Below are 22410 nucleotides of genomic sequence, written 5' to 3'. Positions count from 1 at the left end.
TCTGCTTTTGATTGAAGGTCGTGTTAATGGCTCTGCAGGATTAGAGTGTGCAGAACACATTCAACAGCCAGCGTCATCGGCTTTATCATCCGACACAGCAAGGCCCAATAAAAACCTTAATGATGTGGTGGTTAACAACGACCGCTTAATGAGCATGGCAGGCGTTGATTACCGTTACGACGTCAGTGGCAACCAAATCAGCCAAATAGGCAGCGGCGATAAACAACAACGTAGTTTTAATGGTTTGAACCAATTGGTTCAAATCAACGTTAATGGCAAGCTGACGCAATACGAATATGATGCATTAGGCCGCCGCAGTGCAAAAATTACTGAACTTGGTCGCACCGACTTCATTTGGGACAATCATCAGCTTATTGGCGAATGCACTTTAGGTGAATACACTTGGTATATTTATCAGCCTGATACTTTTACACCTGTAGCACTGATTAAAGCAGGACAGGTTTATTATTATCACTTAGACCAACTCGGCACACCTATTTGCTTAACGGATGAAAATGCTAAAATTGTCTGGCGCAGTCAGCAAGACGTGTTCGGCCAGACAATTGAAAGCACATCTATTAAAGATAGAGACATTGAATATACAGATTTTAAAGATGCAGCCAAGCAAGACAAGATAACTAACCCAATCCGTTTTCAAGGGCAATACTTTGATGACGAATCAGGGTTACACTACAACCGTTTTAGGTACTACAGCCCTCAGCAAGCTCGATTTATTCATCAAGACCCAATAGGATTGGTAGGCGGCATAAACCATTATCAATATGCGCCGAATCCAGTGAATTGGGTAGATCCGTTTGGGTTGAGTTGTAAGGAAGGGATTGCACATATATATCATTATCAAGGGGCTGAGAGTCCTCACTTTGCAATAGTGATAGAATATAAAAGCAAAAAGTATGGAACTGAACAATGGGGAGGGAAAGGGACAAAAACTTTAGATATAGAATTTGATCCAAGTGAAGATAATGGTATGAATTTAGTTGATATATATAATGTAAGCATTCCTGATGCGCTTAATGCAATGCAATATCAAGAATCACTGGTTAGAAAGGGTGAATTTTCTTATGCTAAAGCAGGCGGGGATGCAGATAAGCTAGATACACCGGAATATGATGAAACAAATAAAAGTTGTTTAACACATGTTTTTGGTGTTCTTAATGCTGGTGGAAAAGATGCACCAGCTTCTTCACCTGTGAATAAAAAGACTGTTGGATATGTTGCGGGATTAAGAAAAGAGTCTAATACATCTAAAAAAGCAGGTAATGAATAGTTATGAAAGTTAAAAAACCGTCAATGTGTAATGTGCACACCTGTTATCAGAATTCTTTTGTGTGCAAACACATTAAAGAAGCTGCGAAGTCTAATAAAACTATTAATATTACACCTCTTTTTTATGAACGTTTTATGTTAGAAAAGTACTATGAAACAAAATGGTTCTGTGATGTTTGTGTAAAAAAATATAGTATCCCATTAGTTGGAGGTATTTTATATGATCCATCATTACGAGCTTTTGTAAACAGTGTAGATAAAGAAGTTTGTGTTGGGCATAAAGACCCATTTTATCAGGCACAAAATGATTTAGTTGGGTGGTGTCAACAATGCTTTTTTGAAAGGTATATTGAAAGAGTAAAATATTTCGAAATAAAAAGAGAAAACAAAAAAATGGAATTTTTTGCTATAGATTTTAACCTGTAAATTTTTAGGTGAGTATTAAGATAATCCCTCAAAAATAAAATGATAAATAATAATTTTCAAAAAGCTATAGAAAGCGGAAGTGTGCATGATTTTTTTAGGGGCAAAGGTTCATATTTTATACCAAGCCCTGATTATGATGGACATGTGTATGGTGCTCAAATGGTAGGCGCAGCAAGGGTTTACGCAGAAGAATCAAGAGAGCACTCAAAAGAATTTGATAAGTTTTTTTTAGAATTTTTAGAATTTTTAGATAGTTTGGAAGTATCTGAAGATGATCTTAACCATTTACTTGCTAACTTATCTTCGTATTGCGCTCAAAAAAGCAGGGGAGGCTTTACTTATAGTTTTCTTTTTGAAAATCAAAATGGGCCTGAATGGAATTCTGTAAATCGTTATCTCAATGAAGTATCTAAATCATCATTTTTTGGAAATGTTAAATCACAAATTGCAAGGCATGCTAATTTTATTAATAAAAAGGGATATAAATTCCTCTCGTATATTTTTGAAACTTTATAAAAATATAGGCATGTTCTGTGTGGGCTTTTTAACGATGAAAACATGTCGTGGAAATGTAATTATAACGCTAAATTGTCAAAAATTAATTCCCAAAAAATTAAAAAAGTTACAGATTCTATCTATTACTTAAATCAATAATGACAAGGATAATAAGATGTCATCAATAAAAATAACTCAAGCTGTCGGGCTGGGTGGAGCTAACAATGGAAACGATGTAAAAGCAGTACAAACTGGTTTAAACAAACTACTCAAATCCATTCCTCCTACAAAATCATTAATTGTTGATGGCCGTTTAGGCTCTAGGCCTGAAAGCGCTAAAACTGTTGCAGCGATAAAGCTATTTCAAAGTAAAGTACTCAACATGGTACGTCCAGATGACAAAATTGACGTAAATGGTCGAACTCATCGAAAGCTAAATGAAAAGCTAATAGCGGTCTCAAGCAAAGCTCACTTTAAGTTGCCAGTAGCATCTAGCGAAATTCAAAAAATATCAGATTCTGATTATCTAGATATTGCGAATCAACTTGGTTGTAAAGTCGCTGCTGTTAAAGCTGTTGCGGACGTAGAGTCTTCTGGTGATGCATTTTTCTCAAACGGAAAGCCGAAAATATTATTTGAAGCCCATATTTTTGCTCGTTTGACAAATCACAAGTATGATCAGAGTCATCCATCTGTATCCAGCATAACCTGGAATCGAAGCTTATATACCGGTGGCTCCCAAGAGTATGCAAGGCTTGAAATTGCCATGAGTTTAGATACTTCAGAGGCTTTGAAGTCGACTTCATGGGAGCGCTTTCAAATTATGGGCTTTAATTATAGTGAGTCTGGTTTTACTAGCGTAGAAGCATTTGTTAAAGCAATGTTCAGCTCTGAAAGAAAACAGCTTGATGCTTTCGTTAGCTTTGTAAAGAATAAAGGCCTAGAAAAGTACCTAATAACGCTAGACTGGGCTTCATTTGCTAAAGGTTATAACGGTTCGCAGTACGAACAGAATAAGTATGATATTAAATTACAGAAGGCATTTGAAAAATATGACAAAAAGTAAACTCTCTAACGCTTTGTGGGTTTTATCCTTATTTTTAGTTGCATCGTGTAGCGCCTCTCAGCGTGATGTGGCAGAGATTATATTTAAATGCCACGCTGATCAGCCCAAATCGATTGATGTTGTTATTAGTAAAATGGATAACACGTTTAAATTAGAGCAATTTAATATTGAGAGTTCAAAGCTTGCTAATGCAGCGCTAATTAGTGATGTGAGTAAATCGAGCTACCACCGTTCTTTAGTTACAGAGCACAGTATGACTTTCACATACGACGATAGTGAAGTCATAGTGAGTGACTACTACAGCGAAGAACTTAATATGATTATTAAAGAAACATCAGTAACAATACAAAAAATTGGTACAAAAGAATATTGGCTTTGTGATGATTCAGGTTTTAGTAAGTTGGGCTCTATTGAAGATTTCTAGTGAATTAAAAATGTTCATTATCTTGCTAAAATCAAAGTGATTAAAGTGGAATAAATGTACCAAGATGATGAATTAGAAAAGCAGGCCTATTTTGCTGAACAGGCTCATTCATACCTTCGCCTATGCTTTCTTTTACAGTTTATATTTCTCAAAAAAGAGTTTCTTCAGAAGGGACTTTGACATGGGGAAAACATTTTTGTTTGCTTTTTCTTTGTTATATCTTTCGCCAACGAAACAGGTCCGAGGTGGAATAATTCAATTTATATAGATGATCACAACTTAACAATTAATGTTGCCGCGGAGCAGTGCCAAAAAAGCTTAATTAATGCTCCTAAAAGCTGGAACTATGGTGTAAAAAAGCCATTAATATGGGTTCTTGGAGAGGTTTAGTACCTCTTAACTTGCACACCGGTAATGGTGATCCGGATTATAATAGCGTCATCAGCAAAGACTAATTTGAGTGTAACTACCACCAACTCAATACTGATTACTGATTACTGTCATACGACTTCAATCTGTTAAAAATTGTAAAATTAAATGTTCTATTAAACATCACCTCTAACCGATTATAAATCATTGAAGGTGTTTAGGGCTGATTTATTCACTACGTTGAATAGTCACCGATATCTAAATTTAAATAACAAAAAAGCGCCTTTCGGCGCTTTTTTAGTTTGGTTAATCAAAAGATTAACGCTTATCAACGCTCACAAATTCACGTGCAGACTCACCAGTGTATAACTGACGTGGACGGCTGATTTTGTGGCCTGGTTGATCTAACATTTCTTTCCAATGTGAAATCCAACCAACAGTACGTGACAATGCGAATAGCACTGTGAACATATCGTTAGGGATACCAATGGCTTTCATGATGATACCAGAGTAGAAATCAACGTTCGGGTATAGCTTCTTAGAGATGAAGTATTCATCTTCAAGAGCGATACGCTCAAGTTCCATTGCCACGTCTAATAATGGATCAACCACTTTAAGTTCTTTAAGGACTTCATGACAAGTTTCACGCATCACTTTAGCGCGAGGGTCGAAGTTCTTATAAACGCGATGGCCAAAGCCCATTAGACGGAATGGATCGTTTTTGTCTTTCGCTTTCTCGATAAATTCAGGAATGCGATCAACGCTGCCGATTTCTTCTAACATTTCTAAGCAAGCTTCGTTAGCACCACCATGAGCTGGGCCCCACAACGAAGCAATACCCGCTGCAATACATGCAAATGGGTTAGCACCTGAAGAGCCAGCTAAACGAACAGTAGATGTAGATGCATTTTGCTCATGATCAGCATGCAATACAAAAATACGGTCCATTGCTTTTTCTACAACAGGATTAACTTTGTACTCTTCACACGGAGTAGCAAACATCATCGACAAGAAGTTACCCGCATAACTTAAATCGTTACGTGGATAAACAAAAGGTTGCCCCATTGAGTACTTGTAGCACATCGCTGCTATTGTCGGCATTTTCGACACTAAGCGGTAAGCTGCAATTTCACGATGCTTTGGATTGTTAACATCAAGAGAATCTTGATAGAAAGCAGATAATGCACCTGTTACACCACATAGCATTGCCATTGGGTGTGCGTCACGGCGGAAACCTCTGAAAAAGAATGCAATTTGTTCATGAACCATAGTGTGTTCTTTCACTGTGGAAACAAATTGTTCGTAATCAGCTTTAGACGGTAATTCACCATATAATAGCAAGTAGCATAAATCTAAGTAGGTCGATTCAGTTGCAAGTTGTTCAATTGGATACCCACGGTGTAACAAGATACCTTGCTCACCATCGATATAAGTAATTGCTGACTCACAAGATGCAGTAGCTAAAAAGCCTGGATCGAAGGTGAAATACCCTTTTTTTCCAAGTGTACTGATGTCGATAACGTCAAAACCTTCAGTACCTTTCTTGATAGGTAGGTCGATTGATTCGTTTCCTGGTAACTCTAATTTGGCTATATTATCAGCCATACCCCGTTCTCCTTACTTCATTCTTCTATATGAGTGCGGCATGTTAAGCGGTCATTACTTTACAGTGGATCGGGATCACAGATCAATTTAAATAAGCGTTTAAATTTGTTAGACCATGGTATATGTGCCCTGTAAACCGCTCTGCGCTTGGATTAGAATAAAAAAATACTAAAAAAACTTATTTTGCATAATGTGAGGTTTGTATTTGACAATTCCCACGAGTATACTTGCCTGCGCCCCCAAGGGCGACGAACATCACAGTTTAGGAATGATGAATTTACGAACTAAATAGTGGTTTCTCAATTGATTAGATGTTTCAGAGTGGTCCGTTATTTGTTTTAAAACGTATGCCTAGTGTTAGCGTTAATAGTTAAACAAAAAACAGATAGATAACAAAAATAATGCTCGACGGAGCTGAGTGAGCAGAACGTGAAAAAGCAAAGACCTGTCCATCTAGACCTGCAGACGATAAGCTTTCCTGCGACAGCTATCGCGTCAATCCTACACCGTATTTCCGGTGTTATCATGCTATTCGCAATTGGTATTCTTCTATGGCTGTTAAATTCGACTTTAACATCACCAGAGGGGTTTGCTAGCGTACAATCCTTGTTCGATGGTTTCGTGATGAAGTTCATCATTTGGGGTATTCTAACTGCGTTGGGTTATCATTTATTAGGTGGCATTCGTCATTTGATTATGGATGCCGGACACTGGGAAGAATTAACTTCGGGTGTTGCATCAGCTAAGGCTACTTTTGTGTTAGCAGTAGTCTTTTCAATCATAGCGGGGATTTGGGTATGGTAACAAATGCAGCAAGTTTTGGACGCAGTGGTGTTCATGACTATATTCTATTACGCGCAAGTGCAGTGATCCTCGCTTGTTATACTATTTTCTTAGTAGGTTTTATCGCGTGTAGTGCCCCGTTAACTTTCGAAATTTGGAGTGGCTTATTTAGTTCACTTCCAATGAAAGTCTTTACCCTTATAACGTTAGTTGCTTTACTTATTCATGCGTGGATTGGTGTATGGCAAGTGTTGACTGATTATGTCAAACACACAGCGTTACGTGGTGTATTACAGTTTACCTTTGTTATGGTCGCGATCAGTTATTTAGCGTCAGGCATTGTAATAGTGTGGGGTGTTTAAGTGAGTATTCCAGTACGCGAATTTGATGTAATCGTAATCGGCGCCGGTGGCGCGGGTATGCGAGCAGCATTACAGATTTCTAAAGAAGGTAAGAGCTGTGCGCTGTTATCTAAAGTATTCCCAACTCGTTCACATACCGTTTCTGCTCAAGGTGGTATCACCGTAGCATTAGGTAATGCTCACGAGGACCATTGGGAACAACACATGTACGATACGGTTAAAGGTTCTGATTTTATCGGCGACCAAGAAGCTATTGAGTTTATGTGTCAAACGGGTCCGGAAGCGATTATTGAACTTGAGCAAATGGGTTTACCTTTTTCTCGTTTTGAAAATGGCACAATCTACCAGCGTCCTTTTGGTGGCCAGTCTCGTAACTTTGGTGGCGAGCAAGCTGCTCGTACCGCTGCTGCTGCTGACCGTACAGGCCATGCACTGCTTCATTGTTTATACCAACAAAACGTTAAACATAAAACTAACGTTTATTCTGAGTGGTATGCCTTAGATTTGGTTAAAAATGAAGATGACGTTGTAGTGGGTTGTACCGCAATTGAAATTGAAACAGGCGATATTGTTTATTTCAAAGCCAAAGCAACGATACTAGCAACGGGTGGTGCAGGGCGTATTTATGCTTCGACCACTAATGCTCATATTAACACCGGTGACGGTGTAGGTATGGCAGCACGTGCTGGCATTCAATTACAAGACATGGAAATGTGGCAGTTCCACCCAACGGGTATTGCTGGTGCAGGTACCTTGGTAACTGAAGGTTGTCGTGGCGAAGGCGGTTACTTATTAAATAAAGATGGCGAACGTTTCATGGAGCGCTATGCACCGAATGCGAAGGATTTAGCTTCTCGTGACGTGGTAGCACGTTCAATGATGACTGAAATTCGCGAAGGTCGTGGTTTAGACGGTCCTTTAGGCCCGCATTTGTTACTAAAGCTTGATCATTTGGGCAAAGAAACCCTTGAAGCGCGTCTTCCTGGTGTGTGTGAATTATCACGTACTTTCGCTCATATCGATCCAGCAGACGGTCCTATTCCTGTATTGCCAACATGCCACTACATGATGGGCGGTTTACCGACTAAAGTGAGCGGTCAAGTTATTCGTCAGAATAAAGATGGCAGTGAGCAAGATGTATTAGGTTTATTTGCGGTTGGTGAAATCGCTTGTGTATCTGTACACGGTGCAAACCGCTTAGGCGGTAACTCATTACTCGATTTAGTGGTCTTTGGACGTGCTGCGGGTCAACATTTAGGTAAAGCGTTAGACGCTACACCTGATCCAAAAGCGGCATCAGACATAGAAATTAGTGCATCACTTGCTCGTCTTAATCGTTGGGAAAGCAACAAAGACGGCGAAGAGCCTGCGGTTATTCGTAAAGCGCTTCAATTGTGTATGCAGTTAAATTTCTCTGTTTTCCGCAGTGGTGAAGCCATGGCTGAAGGTCTAGAGCAGCTACAAGCTATTCAAAAGCGACTTGATAATGCTAAGTTATCTGATAACTCAAATGAATTTAATACTCAGCGTATTGAATGTTTAGAATTAGATAATTTAATGGCAACAGCGCTGGCAACTGCTTATGCAGCCAACTTCCGTACTGAAAGCCGTGGTGCGCATTCTCGTGAAGATTATTTAGACCGTGATGATGACAATTGGTTGTGTCATAGCTTATTTGACCCAGTGACTAAGAATATGAGCAAACGTGATGTCAACATGACACCTAAATTACGTGATGCATTCCCACCAGTAAAACGTACCTATTAGGCAGGAGTTGCAAAAGATGAAATTAACATTTGCATTGTATCGTTATAATCCTGATGTAGATACCAAGCCTTACATGAAGGATTACACCCTAGAAGTGCCTGATGGTTCTGATATGATGGTGTTGGATGCGTTAATTAAGCTGAAAGAACAAGACTCAACGATTGCGTTTCGTCGCTCATGCCGTGAAGGCGTGTGTGGTTCTGACGGTGTTAACATGAATGGTAAAAATGGATTAGCGTGTATTACGCCAATATCTACCTTTAAAGGGAAGAAAATTGAAGTCCGTCCTTTACCAGGCATGCCAGTAGTTCGAGATTTGGTCGTTGACCTAACTCAGTTCTACAAGCAATACGAAAAAATTAAGCCTTATCTGATCAATGATGAAAAGGCGCCAGCTCGTGAACATATACAATCACCTGAAGAGCGTGCTCATTTAGATGGTTTATACGAATGTATTTTGTGTGCATGTTGTTCAACTTCGTGTCCATCTTTCTGGTGGAATCCGGATAAATTTATCGGTCCAGCCGGTTTATTGCATGCTTATCGTTTCTTGATTGACAGCCGCGACACGGCAACTGAGGAGCGTTTATCTGATCTAGATGATGCTTACAGTGTGTTCCGTTGTCATGGCATCATGAACTGTGTTGATGTTTGTCCTAAAGGATTAAACCCAACTAAAGCGATTGGTCATATCAAGTCGATGTTACTGAAGCGAGCTGTTTAATGCACGACGAAGAGCAAAATAGTCTGACTTATTAGCTCTGTTAAGAGTCATCTTCATTATTGGAGATGGCTCTTTTGCGTGTTTATGTAAGACCTCCTGCTACTATCTTGTAAAGATAGTTTCAGTCTACGTGTGATGTAACTTACGTTACTCACTGTTATGTTTATGGCTAGCACGTGTATCAAGTTTGAAAGGAATAACAATGCACCAAGGCATCATGAAAGCCTGGCTCGAGTCGTCACATTTAAGTGGTTCGAACTCGACCTACGTAGAAGAGATGTATGAAGCCTATCAAGAAGATCCGCAATCAGTGACCCCTGATTGGCAGCTTGTTTTTGATAATCTCCCTCCGGTTAACGGTGCCTCAGTAGAAGTACCCGAAACTGCTCACTCTAAAGTTCGTGACTATTTCCGCAGTTTAGCTCTACAAGGTCGTTTAAAAAACGCTACCAGCGTCGGCGATCCAGAGTTAGATGCGAAGCAAGTTAAGGTTCTGCAACTGATCAATGCTCACCGTTTCCGTGGCCATCAAAATGCCAATTTAGATCCATTAGGATTGTGGAAGCGCGAGGAAGTTCAGGAGTTAGATCCTGCTTATCACGGCTTAACCGTAGATGACATGCAGCGTCAGTTTAATACTGGTTCATTCGCCCTAGGTGGTGAGACCATGAAACTGGCTGATATTATTCACGCACTAAAGAGCACTTATTGTGGCTCGATTGGTGCTGAATACATGCATATTACTGATACCGATGAAAAGCGTTGGATCCAACAACGTCTTGAACCCACATTAGGTAAAGCCCAGTACGATAACAGCGTCAAAAAGCGTATTCTTGAAGGGTTGAATGCTGCAGAAGGTATCGAAAAATACCTTGGTGCTAAATTCCCTGGAGCTAAGCGATTCTCTTTAGAAGGTGGTGATTCGCTCGTTCCGATGATGCGTGAAATCATTTACCGTGCAGGCGAAGCGGGTACTAAAGAAATCGTGGTAGGTATGGCTCACCGTGGTCGTTTAAACTTGCTCATTAACGTGCTAGGTAAACGTCCTGCTGAACTTTTTGATGAGTTTGCGGGTAAGCATGCCGACACTCACGGTTCTGGCGATGTAAAATATCACCAAGGTTTCTCATCTGATTTTGAAACGCCAGGTGGAAACGTTCATTTAGCACTTGCCTTTAACCCATCTCACTTAGAGATCGTTAATCCAGTGGTTATTGGTTCTGTTCGTGCTCGTCAAGATCGTCGTGGTTGTAAAGACGGTCTGCAAGTCATGCCAATTACTATTCATGGTGATTCTGCTATAACTGGCCAAGGCATTGTGCAAGAGACGTTTAACATGTCTCAAACACGTGGTTTTACTGTTGGCGGTAGCATTCGAATAGTGGTCAATAACCAAGTTGGTTTTACCACATCTAATCAGGCTGACACACGTTCAACCGAATACTGTACTGACATCGCTAAGATGGTTCAGGCGCCAATTTTTCATGTTAATTCTGACGATCCTGAAGCGGTTGCGTTTATCTCTCAACTTGCAGTGGATTATCGTAATGAATTTAAGCGTGATGTGGTTATTGATTTAGTGTGTTATCGCCGTCATGGCCATAACGAAGCTGACGAGCCTAGTGCTACACAGCCGCTGATGTACGCTAAAATCAAAAAGCACCCTACACCACGTAAAATCTATGCAGATAAGTTAATCGCTGAAAATAGTATTCCAGCCGATGAAGTGACTGGTTTGATTAACCATTATCGTGATGCATTAGATGCTGGTGATTGTGTGGTTAAAGAATGGCGTCCTATGACGTTACATACTGTTGACTGGACACCGTATCTTAATCGCGAATGGGATGAAGATTACGCGGGTGCTATGTCAATGGAACGTCTACAAAACTTAGCCAATAAGTTAGTTGATATTCCTGAAAACCATACGCTTCAATCTCGTGTTGCCAAAATTTGTGCTGACCGTACTGCGATGGCTAAAGGCGAAAAGTTATTAGACTGGGGCTTCGCTGAAACCTTGGCCTATGCTTCTATCCTTGAAGATAACAAGCGTGTGCGGATTACTGGTCAAGACTCTGGTCGTGGTACGTTCTTCCATCGTCATGCTGTATTGCATAGCCAAAAAGACGGCACTACCTATTTACCTTTGCGTAATGTGGCTGATGAACAAGGGCCAATTGATATTATTGACTCAGTATTATCTGAAGCATCTGTGTTGGCATTTGAATACGGTTACGCTACGGCAGAACCAGGTGGCTTGACCATTTGGGAAGCGCAGTTTGGTGATTTCGTCAACTGTGCCCAAGTCGTTATTGACCAATTCTTATCATCTGGTGAGCAAAAGTGGGGCCGTTTATGTGGTCTAACGATGCTATTACCTCATGGTTATGAAGGCCAAGGTCCTGAACATTCAAGTGCACGTCTAGAGCGCTTCTTGCAATTATGTGCTAACCACAACATGCAAGTGTGTGTGCCATCAACTCCGGCGCAGGTTTATCACATGTTGCGTCGCCAGGTTGTGCGTCCAATGCGTCGCCCGCTGGTAGTCATGTCACCTAAATCTTTGCTACGTCATCCATTAGCGGTGTCTACCTTAGAAGAGCTTGCTGAAGGGACTTTCCAAAATATTATTGGTGAGATTGATACCTTAGATGCAAGCCAAGTTGACCGCGTTGTATTCTGTAGCGGCAAGGTGTATTTCGAGTTACTTGAAAAACGTCGCAAAGAGAATGTTACCAACGTTGCCATTGTGCGTGTTGAGCAGCTATATCCGTTCCCTGACGTGGAATTGCGTGAGGCATTAGCAACATATCAACATGTTACTGATTTTGTTTGGTGTCAAGAAGAGCCACAAAACCAAGGTGCATGGTACTGTAGTCAGCATCATTTCTGGGCTAATATTCCTGCAGGTGCTCAACTAACTTATGCCGGTCGTGAAGCTTCTGCTGCACCAGCATGTGGTTATCCTGGGTTACACGTACAGCAGCAAGAATCATTAGTAAATAGCGCATTAAAACTGTCGTAATAGATAATTTATATAAGGGAAGCTTTCCATGAGTATCGAAATTAAGGTACCCGTATTACCAGAATCTGTTGCTGATGCAACTATTGCTACTTGGCATGTTAAACCTGGTGAACAGGTGACACGCGATCAAAACTTAGTTGATATCGAGACTGACAAAGTTGTATTAGAAGTGGTTGCACCAGAAGACGGTTCAATCTCTGAATTGTTATTCCAAGAAGGTGACACCGTTTTAGGTGAGCAAGTGATTGCTAATTTCGTCGCTGGTGCAGTGTCTGGCCAAGAAGTGACTAAAGCTGAAGCATCAGCGCCTTCTACTAATACAACGACTGAAGTCGCTACTGATGAATCTAACGATGCATTAAGTCCATCTGTTCGTCGTGTTATTGCTGAGCATAATCTTGATGCCAGTAAAATTAAAGGTTCTGGTGTTGGTGGACGTGTGACTAAGGATGATGTTGATGCATTCCTTAAGTCTGCTCCAGCTAAAGCAGCAGCGCCGGTAGCGCCTGTTGCAGTATTAGAAGGCCGTAGTGAGAAGCGTGTACCAATGTCACGTCTTCGTAAGACTATCGCTAAACGTCTTTTAGAAGCGAAAAATTCAACGGCAATGTTAACCACGTTTAACGAAGTTAACATGAAGCCAATCATGGATATTCGTAAACAGTACCAAGACATTTTCGAAAAACGTCATGGTATTCGTTTAGGCTTTATGTCTTTCTATATCAAAGCGGTGACTGAAGCGCTAAAACGTTTCCCTGAAGTTAACGCCTCTATCGATGGTGATGACATTGTGTATCACAACTATTTTGATATCAGCATTGCAGTATCGACTCCACGTGGCCTGGTGACACCAGTATTACGTGACACTGATACCATGAACCTAGCTGAGATTGAGAAAGCGGTACGTGAATTAGCCATTAAAGGCCGTGACGGAAAACTGTCTGTTGCAGACATGACTGGCGGTAACTTCACTGTAACCAACGGTGGTGTTTTCGGCTCGCTAATGTCTACACCCATTTTGAACCTACCACAAAGCGCAATCTTAGGCATGCATGCCATTAAAGATCGCCCAATGGCAGTCAATGGTCAGGTTGAAATCCTGCCTATGATGTACCTAGCACTCTCTTACGATCATCGTATTGTTGATGGTCGTGAGTCAGTTGGCTTCTTAGTCGCGATTAAAGACTTCCTAGAAGATCCAACTCGTCTGCTACTTGATCTATAAGTAGTTAGATAAAACCCTCGTCGCTGGCTCATATTGAGCCAGTTGGATTTGATTAGAAGTATATGGATAGATCATCATGAATTTGCATGAGTATCAGGCAAAATCTTTATTTGCCGAATATGGTTTACCAGTCTCTGAAGGCTTTGCATGTGATACCGCTCAAGAAGCAGTTGAAGCAGCTGGCCACATTGGCGGGAACCTATGGGTTGTTAAGTGTCAAGTACACGCTGGCGGCCGTGGTAAAGCAGGTGGCGTTAAAGTTACCGGAAGTAAAGACGAAATCAGAGCATTCGCTGAAAACTGGTTAGGTAAGAACTTAGTAACGTACCAGACTGACGCTAAAGGTCAGCCAGTTGCTAAAATTCTAGTTGAAAGCTGCACTGACATCGCCAATGAATTGTACTTAGGTGCAGTTGTTGACCGTAGCACACGTCGTGTAGTGTTCATGGCGTCGACTGAAGGTGGTGTTGATATTGAAACTGTGGCTGAACATACGCCAGAGCTTATTCACACAGCTATCATTGATCCGTTAACAGGTCCTCAGGCTTTCCAAGCTCGCGATCTTGGCTTCAAGTTAGGTTTAAACCCAACACAAATGAAGCAGTTTACTAAGATCTTTATGGGTCTAGCGAACATGTTTAACGACCATGATTTTGCGTTATTAGAAATCAATCCACTTGTTATCACCACTGAAGGCAACCTTCATTGTTTAGATGGCAAAATTGGTATTGATGGCAACGCATTATTCCGTCAGCCAAAAATCAAAGCGATGCACGATCCATCACAAGATGATGCACGTGAAGCACATGCTGCAAAATTTGAATTAAACTATGTTGCTTTAGACGGTAACGTAGGTTGTATGGTTAACGGTGCCGGCCTAGCAATGGGTACAATGGACATCGTAAACCTACACGGTGGCAAGCCAGCTAACTTCTTAGACGTTGGCGGTGGAGCAACTAAAGAACGTGTTGCTGAAGCCTTTAAGATCATTCTTTCTGACAGCAATGTTAAAGCAGTATTGGTTAACATCTTCGGTGGTATCGTGCGTTGCGATATGATCGCTGAAGGTATTATCGGTGCGGTTAAAGAAGTTGGCGTTAAAGTGCCAGTTGTTGTTCGTCTTGAAGGTACTAACGCCGAATTAGGTCGTGAAGTATTGGCTAAGTCTGGTCTTGATATCATCGCGGCTACAAGTCTAACTGACGCGGCTGAGCAAGTTGTTAAAGCTGCGGAGGGCAAATAATGTCTGTTTTAATTAACAAAGATACCAAGGTAATCTGTCAAGGTTTCACTGGTGGTCAGGGTACTTTTCACTCTGAACAGGCGATTGCTTATGGCACGCAAATGGTTGGTGGTGTTTCTCCTGGAAAAGGTGGTCAAACTCACCTAGGTCTTCCAGTCTTTAACACAGTTAAAGATGCTGTAGCGGCAACAGGTGCAACTGCAACTGTTATCTACGTACCAGCACCTTTTTGTAAAGATGCTATCCTTGAAGCAATCGATGCTGGCCTTGAGCTAATCGTTTGTATCACTGAAGGTATCCCAACACTTGATATGCTGCAAGTGAAAGTGAAGCTTGAAGAAACTGGCACTCGCATGATTGGTCCTAACTGCCCAGGTGTTATCACGCCTGGTGAATGTAAGATTGGTATCATGCCTGGTCACATCCATTTACCTGGTAAAGTTGGTATTGTTTCACGCTCTGGTACATTAACGTACGAAGCAGTTAAGCAAACTACTGATGAAGGTTTCGGCCAATCTACTTGTGTAGGTATCGGTGGTGATCCAATTCCTGGTACTAACTTCATTGACGTATTGGAAATGTTCCAAAACGATCCACAGACTGAAGCGATTGTAATGATCGGTGAAATCGGTGGTAATGCTGAAGAAGAAGCTGCTGAATATATCAAAGCACACGTAACTAAGCCTGTTGTATCTTACATTGCTGGTGTTACTGCACCAGAAGGTAAGCGCATGGGCCATGCTGGCGCAATTATCGCTGGTGGTAAAGGTACTGCTGAAGATAAGTTTGCTGCTCTTGAAGCTGCAGGCGTTACGACTGTTCGCTCTTTAGCTGACATTGGTAAAGCACTACGTATTCGGACTGGCTGGTAACATTTACTCGGCTTGAAAAAGGCGCTTAGGCGCCTTTTTTATTGGTTTTTTTACACTATTTTTCATACTGTTATATTTTTCATATTATTATAATAGACAATCAGCTGGTATTTAGTTCGGTATTTGTAAGGTAAGTATGGCCATCATCAGTATTATATTTCCGTTAATTTTTATGGTGGTATTAGGTTTTGTATTAACCCGAGTGGGTTTCTTTAATAAAGAACACATTGCCGGGATCAGCAAATTTACTTTTTATGTCAGTATTCCGGCATTTTTATTTATCAATATGCTGGCAGCACCATTAGCGCAAAGCATTGACCCATTTGCATTGCTGGCTTTTTATTTACCAGTGTTGTTAGTGTTTGCTATAGGTTACCGAATTAATCGACACTTTAGTCCAATAGCGCTGCAGGGGCGTGATGCCAGTGCGGTATTCGCGTTGGGCGCCAGTTATTCCAATACGGTATTGGTAGGTTTACCCATTATTATCGCGGCATTAGGCCCAGCAATGATAGGGCAGGTATTTATGATCATTACTTTTCATAGCGCCACCCTGTTTGCACTGACTTTTATCTTAGCGGCACGAGCGCAGCCTCAGGGTTTCTCGTGGCGACGGTTTGCTCGCTCTATGGTACTTAATCCGGTAGTAATGAGTATTGGGCTAGGCATTTTGGCGAATGCATTAAGTATTAACTTGGGACCACAATTAGATGATGGTTTAGCGCTATTAGCTAAGCCCGCTTTGGCGTGTGCATTGTTTGTGCTAGGTGCTAATTTAAGTTTTTATCGCGTAGGTGAACATTGGCGTTTAGCCTTAATGGCAAGTAGCTTAAAAATTATTTTATTGCCAGCGTTAGTATATGTGATGGCGCATTTTGTGTTTGAGCTAGCAGCTTCAAGCACCGCGATGTTGGTCTTGCTCAGTGCCTCTCCTCTTGGCGTCAACGCTTATCTTATTGCCACAGAGCTTAAGCAACATGAATCAACTTTAGGTAGCACAGTGGTATTATCGACCTTGTTATCTGTGTTTAGTTTTAGCTTATGGCTGACATTGTTGCTTTAACTAAATTTTCAATCTTATGACAAATATTAACCAATAAAAAACCAGCAAATTTGCTGGTTTGTTTGTTGCTCACATACTGACTATTCGTCAGCGTGATCACAAGTATCATTGGTGCAATGGCCATAAAGGTACAAGCTATGGTGAGTCAGCTTGATGTTATGACGCATGGCGATTTCATCTTGGCGACGTTCAATTACGTCGTCAGTAAACTCAATCACTTTATCACAGGTTAAACACACTAAATGATCATGGTGTTGTTGAGTCGACATTTCAAACACCGCTTTACCACTTTCAAAATGATGACGATTTAGAATGCCCGCATCATCGAACTGGTTTAATACTCTGTATACAGTAGCGAGACCAATTTCCTCGCCTATTTCGAGTAACTTTTTATATAAGTCTTCTGCACTGATATGCTGGTTGTCTGGGGATTGCATCAGTTCTAGAATTTTAACTCGCGGCAGAGTTATTTTTAATCCGGCTTTTTTGAGTGCTTGATTTCCATCTGTCATTGCTAATCTCTTGATTGCAGAACCAATCGGTTCATCGGTGGATATTCTAATCATTATATGTCTTGAGTCTAAAAACATAAACCTCTTAAGCTGCTTTATCAACCTATATAGAGGATATTTAGTAAAACAGTCACTTAAGCTGATATTATTTGTTAAGGATCTCTCAATAAGCTTACTTATACTAAGGGATTATTGTACCTATTCGGATATCCGATATTATTATCAAATCTATAACATGAATTTTATGTGAATTTTTAGACCGTGTAGTGACAACATTTTGTAACCTGAGTACGTATTTTTGATATGGTATTAAAAGTCATTACATTTTATTTTACATCATCACAATAAAGGACAAACAATGTACCGGCAAATTGTAGTGCTGACCGGCGCAGGTATTTCAGCTGAGTCGGGTATGAGCACGTTTAGAGATCAGCATGGTTTATGGGAACAGCATCATATTGAAGATGTTGCCACTCCTGAAGGCTATGCAAGAGATATCGAGTTAGTGGAGCGTTTTTATAATAGCCGCTGGCAACAATTACACAGTGATGATGTCATTCCAAATGCAGCACATTTAGCACTCGCGAAACTTGAAACAGAATTTACGGGTGAATTGCTAGTGATAACCCAAAATGTTGATGATTTACACGAGCGGGCAGGGTCTAAACGATTACTGCATATGCACGGCGAATTAGCAAAAGGTCGATGCCCACAATCATTACAAACCTTTGTATTACGTGAACCTTTTGGTGCTGAAAACTGTTGCACTTGTTGTATCCCGGGAAAACGCTTGCGGCCACATATTGTGTGGTTTGGGGAAATGCCTTTTGGTATGGACAGAATCCACGACGCTTTAGACCACTGTGACTTATTTATTGCGATTGGCACATCTGGTACGGTTTATCCCGCGGCAGGCTTTGTCGATAGCGCGAATCACCACGGTGCTCAAACTGTGGAGGTTAACCTTGATCCTGCAGACCGTCATAGTCAGTTTCAATATCATTTTACCGGAAAAGCGGGTGATATTTTACCTAAGTTAGTTGATGATATTTTAGCGGGTAAGGTGGTTGGAAGTGAGTGAAACGTTAGTTGATAGAGCGGTAAATGACGTGATGCCGTCAAAGCTGGCGATTATAATGCGTGGTTTACCTGGCAGTGGTAAGTCTTATTGGGTTGAACAATTTATTATTTCTCAAGGCATTGAGCAGGCGATTCATATCCGACAGCATGGTCTATTCTCTACAGACCGCTATTTTTATCAACAGGGACAATATCGCTTTAATCCGCAAAAAATTGGCCAATATCATCAGGCTAATTTAACGGCTTTTATTCAGGCGTTGGCGCGAAATGAACCAATAGTTATTTGTGATAATACTAATATCGCGAAATGGGAATTTATGGCTTATGATGCAGCAGCAAAAGCGTTAGGCTATCAAGTTAAAGTGGTATTAGTAGGGAATCCAGATGATGACCAACATCAACAGCTTTGTGCACAACGAAATCAACATCACGTTTCATTAGTGCATATTCAAAAAATGGCGCAGTTGTTTGAAGAGTAATAGTTTGCAAACTCATTGTTTAAATAATGGTGACTGTATTTAAGTTGTGTGGCCATATTTTAGGCCAGAACTATAAAAATAAAGAAGGCGCATAAAGCGCCTTCTTTGTATTGAGTCCGCTAATAATTATTTAGCAGCAACAGGTGTCGTTAGGTCGATGCTATAAATCGCAAAGCCTGCGACAACATCAGCTGTTGTAGGTAACTTCACCATTTTACGTTGTTGATTATCAGCAACAAACTTGTCAGCAACATCGCTATCTTGAGTTTCAAAACGAATGTCTAATGCAACAGTCGCATTATCAATAGTTTTAAAATCCCAGTTGTAATCAGCTGATGGATCGACCATAGCATCATATCCGCCAGTTGCATTTGGTTGTGATTGCTCAGTAATATAAGCTGATAATGCATCACGGTTGGTATCTGGCAGTTCTAGCACTACGTGGTCAGAACCGGTACCCGCAAATGAACCACCAAATGCACGGTAGTTATTTGATGCCACTACAAATGACATAGCGGCTAAATCATCACCCGTAATAACCGTACCATCGGCATCAGTGTAAGCTAAGTCAACAATACGGTTAGCACCGGCGTTAACAACTTCACAGCTACGGTCAAACTTAGTTGGTTGAGTTACATCAATTTTGTAAGTTAGGCCATCAATAACGTCGAAGTTATAGGTTGGGTGGCCTGCGCGATTAATTAAATTTTGTGGGGCACTGATGGTTGGATCAATTTGATTAAACTGGTTGGCAGAACATTCTAACCAATCTTTTAATTCCGCACCGGTGGCTTTAACTGCAACCATAGTATTTGGATAAAGGTATAAGTCAGCTGCGTTTTTATACGAAAGGTCGCCAGCATCAACTTGTACATATTGGCTTGCATCTCCTTCAGCATAACGTCCACCGGCTTTAAATGGTGCCGAAGCTGACAAGATTGGCAAATCTTTTAAATCATCAGTAATTAATGTTTTAACACGCGCTATTTGAGCATTAGATACAATCTGAACCGTTGGATCATCTTGAACTAACGTTAAGAAGCTGTACATGTTAGCGGCAGCAACCCCAATAGGTTGGCTAACATATTCGATAGTACCATTATGTTCAATTTCAATTGCATCACGTAAGCTCGCTTCACCTTCAACCAATGCTACTTTATTAGCATTGTCGTAAATTGGGCGTGCTTTAGCCGTTGATTCTTCATGAATTACGGTCCATTTCCCTTCTACTTGGCGTACAACTAAGTCAACCACACCTAAGTTATCACCCCAACGACCAGGCATTACAGCTGGAATGCCGTTTAATAGCCCTTTTTCTACGTCAGTGTTCGGTAAATCGCTATAGCTTGCGGCTGGGAAAACTGAGTGGCTGTGGCCAAAGAATATTGCATCAATACCATCAACATTGGTGAGTGCATAAGTGGCGTTTTCTGCCCATGGATCGCCAGGGTTTTCACTTGAACCAATACCAGAATGCGGAATGGCTAAAATAATATCAGCACCTTCAGCTTTCATTTGCGGAATAAACTTATTAGCCGCTTGAACAATGCCTAAGACTTCAACTTTACCGTCTAAGTTAGCTTTATCCCATTGTAAAACCTGTGGTGGTACAAAACCGATATAACCGATTTTGATTGTGTGTTCATTACCGTCAACATCGATAACAACTTTGTCTTTAATGATATACGGTGTGAACATGTTTTCATTAAATAGCACATCACCCCAGCAACCATCTTTATCAGCACAAATTACGTTCGAGTTAATGTAGGGGAAATTTGCACCCGATATTGATTGCTCAAGAAATGTTAAGCCATAATTAAATTCATGGTTACCAATATTACCTACTTCATAATCTAGTGTATTCATTGCTTTGTACACTGGGTGTGTGTCGGTTAACATGTTGCTGTCAGTTTTGAATTTATTGGCAATGTAATCCCCCATAGGGCTACCTTGCAATAAATCACCGTTGTCTAATAAAACTGAGTTAGTGACTTCGGCGCGTGCTGCATTGATTAAACTTGCTGTACGTACCAGACCAATGGTCTTATCATCTTTCCCTGAGTAATAGTTGTAATCCATCATATTAGTATGAAGATCAGTCGTTTCCATTACACGTAACTTGATATCTGCAGTAACAGTATTTGTTTGATCGTCATTATCAGAGCCGCAACCGCCAAGTCCCAGTGCGCCAGCGATAACAACGGCAAGAAGTGTTTTATTTAACATATTTTACTCTCTATATTTATTTGACCCCGAGGCGTATTTTTTGTTTTTGCCTCTTACGTAGTGTTAACGTTCCTTAACTATTTTGATAATAAAATGAAAACACCGTGGTGATTATAAGCATAAGATATGAATAAATTGTGATGTAACGCTGAATTAATATGATTAATGAGTGCGTTCGGGCAATTAATAGCCATAAAAAGTGATAAAAAGCTGACTGGCTATCATTGTATTTTATATTAATTTTTCTGTTTACTTAATAAAGACTAAGACTAAGACTAAGACTGAGACTATGAACTTATTTCATGGTTTACTATGAATAACACTTATGTCACTAAATATATAAATTCTGCTTATTTAGACTAAATAGTCATTATAAATGTAATAATATTCACTGTGCTGGTTAACATTAACACGACCAAAACCATAACGGGTATGGTTAATAATAGAATTAAAATCTTAATATATTAAGGTTTATCCTTTAATCAACCTTTGCTAGGTAACAGCGTTTTAATACTTGCATCTTTACCTTTTAGTTATCTGTACCATTTCATCGGTACATGATCTGTTAAATTAAAAATATGTATTTGATGCGAGTGAAATTAATATGATTATTCTATTGCTTCAATCATATGGCAAGGCAGATATTTAACGATTATCAATGCGAGTACTAACTCTCTGGTATAACTCATCAATCGTAGTCTCAATGGCCTGAATATCATATTGCTGGCAATATTTATTAGTTTATGGATATCAGCAAAGTACCATAAACATTAATAAACGGATTGTTGATATGTTTTGGTGCTATTTTGTTGCTATTAACTTAGTCGGCTCAATGTTTTATTGATGAGTTAGCAACAAAAAACCGAGCAATCGTGGTAATTGCTCGGTTTGTTTTTTGGTTACTGTCAAAACCATCGCTGGTTATGTTTCTACCCTATTTGGTGGGTATTAATCACAGTTTCATTATTATTTATGGCTTAATAATGATTTTTACTGTGGCATCAACGTCTGCTTCATCAATGTAGCCAATGGCATTTGGATTGCTTGCAATTGCTGATTTCATCGCACTTGCACCAGAAACCGCAGGAGGTGGAGTACCTTTACCTGTGAAGACTTGCTTAGACCAAAATGCTTTCAGTTGAGCATCTGACTTACCGGTAACAGCTTGATGAAACTCACTGCGAATAGGATTACCTTCTTCTAATTCGTAAACGACGACTGAAGAATCACCTTTTCCTAAAAAAGCTTTTTTTACATCATTAATTGAAATATCTGCAGCAGCAGGATTGCCAATAATCACTACAGCAGCATTAGCTGAGGTAACGGCAGTTAAACTTAGTGCTAAAATTGTTAATAATTTTTTCATTATCATACCCC

General features: G+C 40.3%; 20 protein-coding genes. 16 read left to right on the top strand and 4 right to left on the bottom strand.

The annotated features are described in order from the left end of the window. Nucleotides 1-148: 148 nt before the first annotated feature. The 5 genes from AAEY97_RS04930 (at nt 149) to AAEY97_RS04910 (ending at nt 3698) form a co-directional block, all read left to right on the top strand. Nucleotides 149-1288 (top strand): RHS repeat domain-containing protein, encoded by a 1140-nt coding sequence (locus tag AAEY97_RS04930; protein WP_350996969.1) that lies wholly within the window; start codon nt 149-151, stop codon nt 1286-1288. A 2-nt stretch (nt 1289-1290) separates the two neighbouring features. Beyond that, complete coding sequence (locus AAEY97_RS04925; protein WP_101086886.1) at nt 1291-1713, top strand: hypothetical protein; 423 nt, start codon at nt 1291-1293, stop codon at nt 1711-1713. A 39-nt stretch (nt 1714-1752) separates the two neighbouring features. After that, nucleotides 1753-2229, top strand: a complete 477-nt coding sequence (locus tag AAEY97_RS04920; protein WP_350996966.1) for a hypothetical protein — start codon at nt 1753-1755, stop codon at nt 2227-2229. Between the two features lie 154 nt (nt 2230-2383). Continuing rightward, complete coding sequence (locus tag AAEY97_RS04915) at nt 2384-3274, top strand: N-acetylmuramidase domain-containing protein (protein ID WP_350996963.1); 891 nt, start codon at nt 2384-2386, stop codon at nt 3272-3274. Beyond that, nucleotides 3261-3698 carry a hypothetical protein gene (locus AAEY97_RS04910; protein ID WP_350996960.1) on the top strand — a complete coding sequence of 146 codons (438 nt, stop codon included), beginning with the start codon at nt 3261-3263 and terminating at the stop codon, nt 3696-3698. Before AAEY97_RS04915 ends, AAEY97_RS04910 begins: the two co-directional genes overlap by 14 nt. 687 nt (nt 3699-4385) lie before the next feature. Here the strand turns inward: AAEY97_RS04910 and AAEY97_RS04905 are convergent. Continuing rightward, entirely contained in the window at nt 4386-5672 is a 1287-nt protein-coding gene (locus tag AAEY97_RS04905) for a citrate synthase (protein WP_101086890.1), read from the bottom strand. Nucleotides 5673-6101: 429 nt separating this feature from the next. Between AAEY97_RS04905 and sdhC the strand changes: the two genes are divergently transcribed. The 9 genes from sdhC (at nt 6102) to AAEY97_RS04860 (ending at nt 16736) form a co-directional block, all read left to right on the top strand. After that, on the top strand, nt 6102-6476 hold the full coding sequence (sdhC, locus tag AAEY97_RS04900) for a succinate dehydrogenase cytochrome b556 subunit (protein WP_101086891.1): 375 nt from the start codon (nt 6102-6104) through the stop codon (nt 6474-6476). After that, on the top strand, nt 6470-6817 hold the full coding sequence (gene sdhD / locus AAEY97_RS04895) for a succinate dehydrogenase, hydrophobic membrane anchor protein (RefSeq protein ID WP_101086892.1): 348 nt from the start codon (nt 6470-6472) through the stop codon (nt 6815-6817). The genes sdhC and sdhD overlap by 7 nt, the downstream gene beginning before the upstream one ends. After that, entirely contained in the window at nt 6818-8584 is a 1767-nt protein-coding gene (sdhA, locus tag AAEY97_RS04890) for a succinate dehydrogenase flavoprotein subunit (protein ID WP_350996957.1), read from the top strand. It begins immediately after the preceding gene. Nucleotides 8585-8600: 16 nt separating this feature from the next. Continuing rightward, entirely contained in the window at nt 8601-9308 is a 708-nt protein-coding gene (locus tag AAEY97_RS04885) for a succinate dehydrogenase iron-sulfur subunit (RefSeq protein WP_101086894.1), read from the top strand. A gap of 202 nt (nt 9309-9510) precedes the next feature. Continuing rightward, on the top strand, nt 9511-12333 hold the full coding sequence (gene sucA / locus AAEY97_RS04880) for a 2-oxoglutarate dehydrogenase E1 component (protein WP_101086895.1): 2823 nt from the start codon (nt 9511-9513) through the stop codon (nt 12331-12333). A gap of 28 nt (nt 12334-12361) precedes the next feature. Continuing rightward, on the top strand, nt 12362-13558 hold the full coding sequence (gene odhB, locus AAEY97_RS04875) for a 2-oxoglutarate dehydrogenase complex dihydrolipoyllysine-residue succinyltransferase (RefSeq protein WP_101086896.1): 1197 nt from the start codon (nt 12362-12364) through the stop codon (nt 13556-13558). 76 nt (nt 13559-13634) lie between these two features. Continuing rightward, nucleotides 13635-14801 (top strand): ADP-forming succinate--CoA ligase subunit beta, encoded by a 1167-nt coding sequence (gene sucC, locus AAEY97_RS04870; RefSeq protein ID WP_101086897.1) that lies wholly within the window; start codon nt 13635-13637, stop codon nt 14799-14801. Continuing rightward, on the top strand, nt 14801-15673 hold the full coding sequence (gene sucD, locus AAEY97_RS04865) for a succinate--CoA ligase subunit alpha (RefSeq protein WP_101086898.1): 873 nt from the start codon (nt 14801-14803) through the stop codon (nt 15671-15673). Before sucC ends, sucD begins: the two co-directional genes overlap by 1 nt. Nucleotides 15674-15809: 136 nt before the next feature. Then, nucleotides 15810-16736 (top strand): AEC family transporter, encoded by a 927-nt coding sequence (locus AAEY97_RS04860; RefSeq protein ID WP_350996954.1) that lies wholly within the window; start codon nt 15810-15812, stop codon nt 16734-16736. Between the two features lie 80 nt (nt 16737-16816). On the opposite strand, the gene fur is transcribed toward AAEY97_RS04860, so the two are convergent. Then, the gene (fur, locus tag AAEY97_RS04855) at nt 16817-17248 is read right to left on the bottom strand and encodes a ferric iron uptake transcriptional regulator (RefSeq protein WP_101086900.1); all 432 of its coding nucleotides are present in this window, start codon (nt 17246-17248) and stop codon (nt 16817-16819) included. A gap of 358 nt (nt 17249-17606) precedes the next feature. Between fur and cobB the strand changes: the two genes are divergently transcribed. Then, nucleotides 17607-18329, top strand: coding sequence for a Sir2 family NAD+-dependent deacetylase (gene cobB / locus AAEY97_RS04850; RefSeq protein ID WP_182743924.1), 723 nt, complete (start codon nt 17607-17609; stop codon nt 18327-18329). Nucleotides 18330-18360: 31 nt separating this feature from the next. Further along, entirely contained in the window at nt 18361-18807 is a 447-nt protein-coding gene (locus AAEY97_RS04845; RefSeq protein ID WP_162024356.1) for an ATP-binding protein, read from the top strand. Between the two features lie 126 nt (nt 18808-18933). On the opposite strand, the gene AAEY97_RS04840 is transcribed toward AAEY97_RS04845, so the two are convergent. Together AAEY97_RS04840 and AAEY97_RS04835 are read right to left on the bottom strand one after the other, a co-directional pair. Beyond that, nucleotides 18934-21033 (bottom strand): bifunctional 2',3'-cyclic-nucleotide 2'-phosphodiesterase/3'-nucleotidase, encoded by a 2100-nt coding sequence (locus AAEY97_RS04840; RefSeq protein ID WP_350996951.1) that lies wholly within the window; start codon nt 21031-21033, stop codon nt 18934-18936. A 970-nt stretch (nt 21034-22003) separates the two neighbouring features. Next, the gene (locus tag AAEY97_RS04835) at nt 22004-22399 is read right to left on the bottom strand and encodes a type 2 periplasmic-binding domain-containing protein (protein ID WP_182743922.1); all 396 of its coding nucleotides are present in this window, start codon (nt 22397-22399) and stop codon (nt 22004-22006) included. Between the last annotated feature and the right edge of the window lie 11 nt (nt 22400-22410).

Source organism: Shewanella sp. TB7-MNA-CIBAN-0143, assembly GCF_040310065.1.
In the GTDB taxonomy this organism is placed as follows: Bacteria; Pseudomonadota; Gammaproteobacteria; order Enterobacterales; family Shewanellaceae; genus Shewanella.
The sequence above is the reverse complement of the archived record's forward strand: the minus strand, read 5'-3'. Positions and strand labels throughout refer to the sequence as shown.

Bases quoted from the DNA above. Each gene is read 5' to 3' on its own strand.
- cobB (WP_182743924.1), top strand. From the start codon at position 17,607: ATGTACCGGCAAATTGTAGTGCTGACCGGCGCAGGTATTTCAGCTGAG.
- AAEY97_RS04925 (WP_101086886.1), top strand. From the start codon at position 1,291: ATGAAAGTTAAAAAACCGTCAATGTGTAATGTGCACACCTGTTATCAG.
- AAEY97_RS04840 (WP_350996951.1), bottom strand. From the start codon at position 21,033: ATGTTAAATAAAACACTTCTTGCCGTTGTTATCGCTGGCGCACTGGGA.
- fur (WP_101086900.1), bottom strand. From the start codon at position 17,248: ATGACAGATGGAAATCAAGCACTCAAAAAAGCCGGATTAAAAATAACT.
- odhB (WP_101086896.1), top strand. From the start codon at position 12,362: ATGAGTATCGAAATTAAGGTACCCGTATTACCAGAATCTGTTGCTGAT.
- AAEY97_RS04915 (WP_350996963.1), top strand. From the start codon at position 2,384: ATGTCATCAATAAAAATAACTCAAGCTGTCGGGCTGGGTGGAGCTAAC.
- AAEY97_RS04885 (WP_101086894.1), top strand. From the start codon at position 8,601: ATGAAATTAACATTTGCATTGTATCGTTATAATCCTGATGTAGATACC.
- AAEY97_RS04920 (WP_350996966.1), top strand. From the start codon at position 1,753: ATGATAAATAATAATTTTCAAAAAGCTATAGAAAGCGGAAGTGTGCAT.
- AAEY97_RS04930 (WP_350996969.1), top strand. From the start codon at position 149: ATGAGCATGGCAGGCGTTGATTACCGTTACGACGTCAGTGGCAACCAA.
- AAEY97_RS04905 (WP_101086890.1), bottom strand. From the start codon at position 5,672: ATGGCTGATAATATAGCCAAATTAGAGTTACCAGGAAACGAATCAATC.
- sucC (WP_101086897.1), top strand. From the start codon at position 13,635: ATGAATTTGCATGAGTATCAGGCAAAATCTTTATTTGCCGAATATGGT.
- sucA (WP_101086895.1), top strand. From the start codon at position 9,511: ATGCACCAAGGCATCATGAAAGCCTGGCTCGAGTCGTCACATTTAAGT.
- sucD (WP_101086898.1), top strand. From the start codon at position 14,801: ATGTCTGTTTTAATTAACAAAGATACCAAGGTAATCTGTCAAGGTTTC.
- AAEY97_RS04860 (WP_350996954.1), top strand. From the start codon at position 15,810: ATGGCCATCATCAGTATTATATTTCCGTTAATTTTTATGGTGGTATTA.
- AAEY97_RS04845 (WP_162024356.1), top strand. From the start codon at position 18,361: ATGCCGTCAAAGCTGGCGATTATAATGCGTGGTTTACCTGGCAGTGGT.
- AAEY97_RS04910 (WP_350996960.1), top strand. From the start codon at position 3,261: ATGACAAAAAGTAAACTCTCTAACGCTTTGTGGGTTTTATCCTTATTT.
- sdhD (WP_101086892.1), top strand. From the start codon at position 6,470: ATGGTAACAAATGCAGCAAGTTTTGGACGCAGTGGTGTTCATGACTAT.
- AAEY97_RS04835 (WP_182743922.1), bottom strand. From the start codon at position 22,399: ATGAAAAAATTATTAACAATTTTAGCACTAAGTTTAACTGCCGTTACC.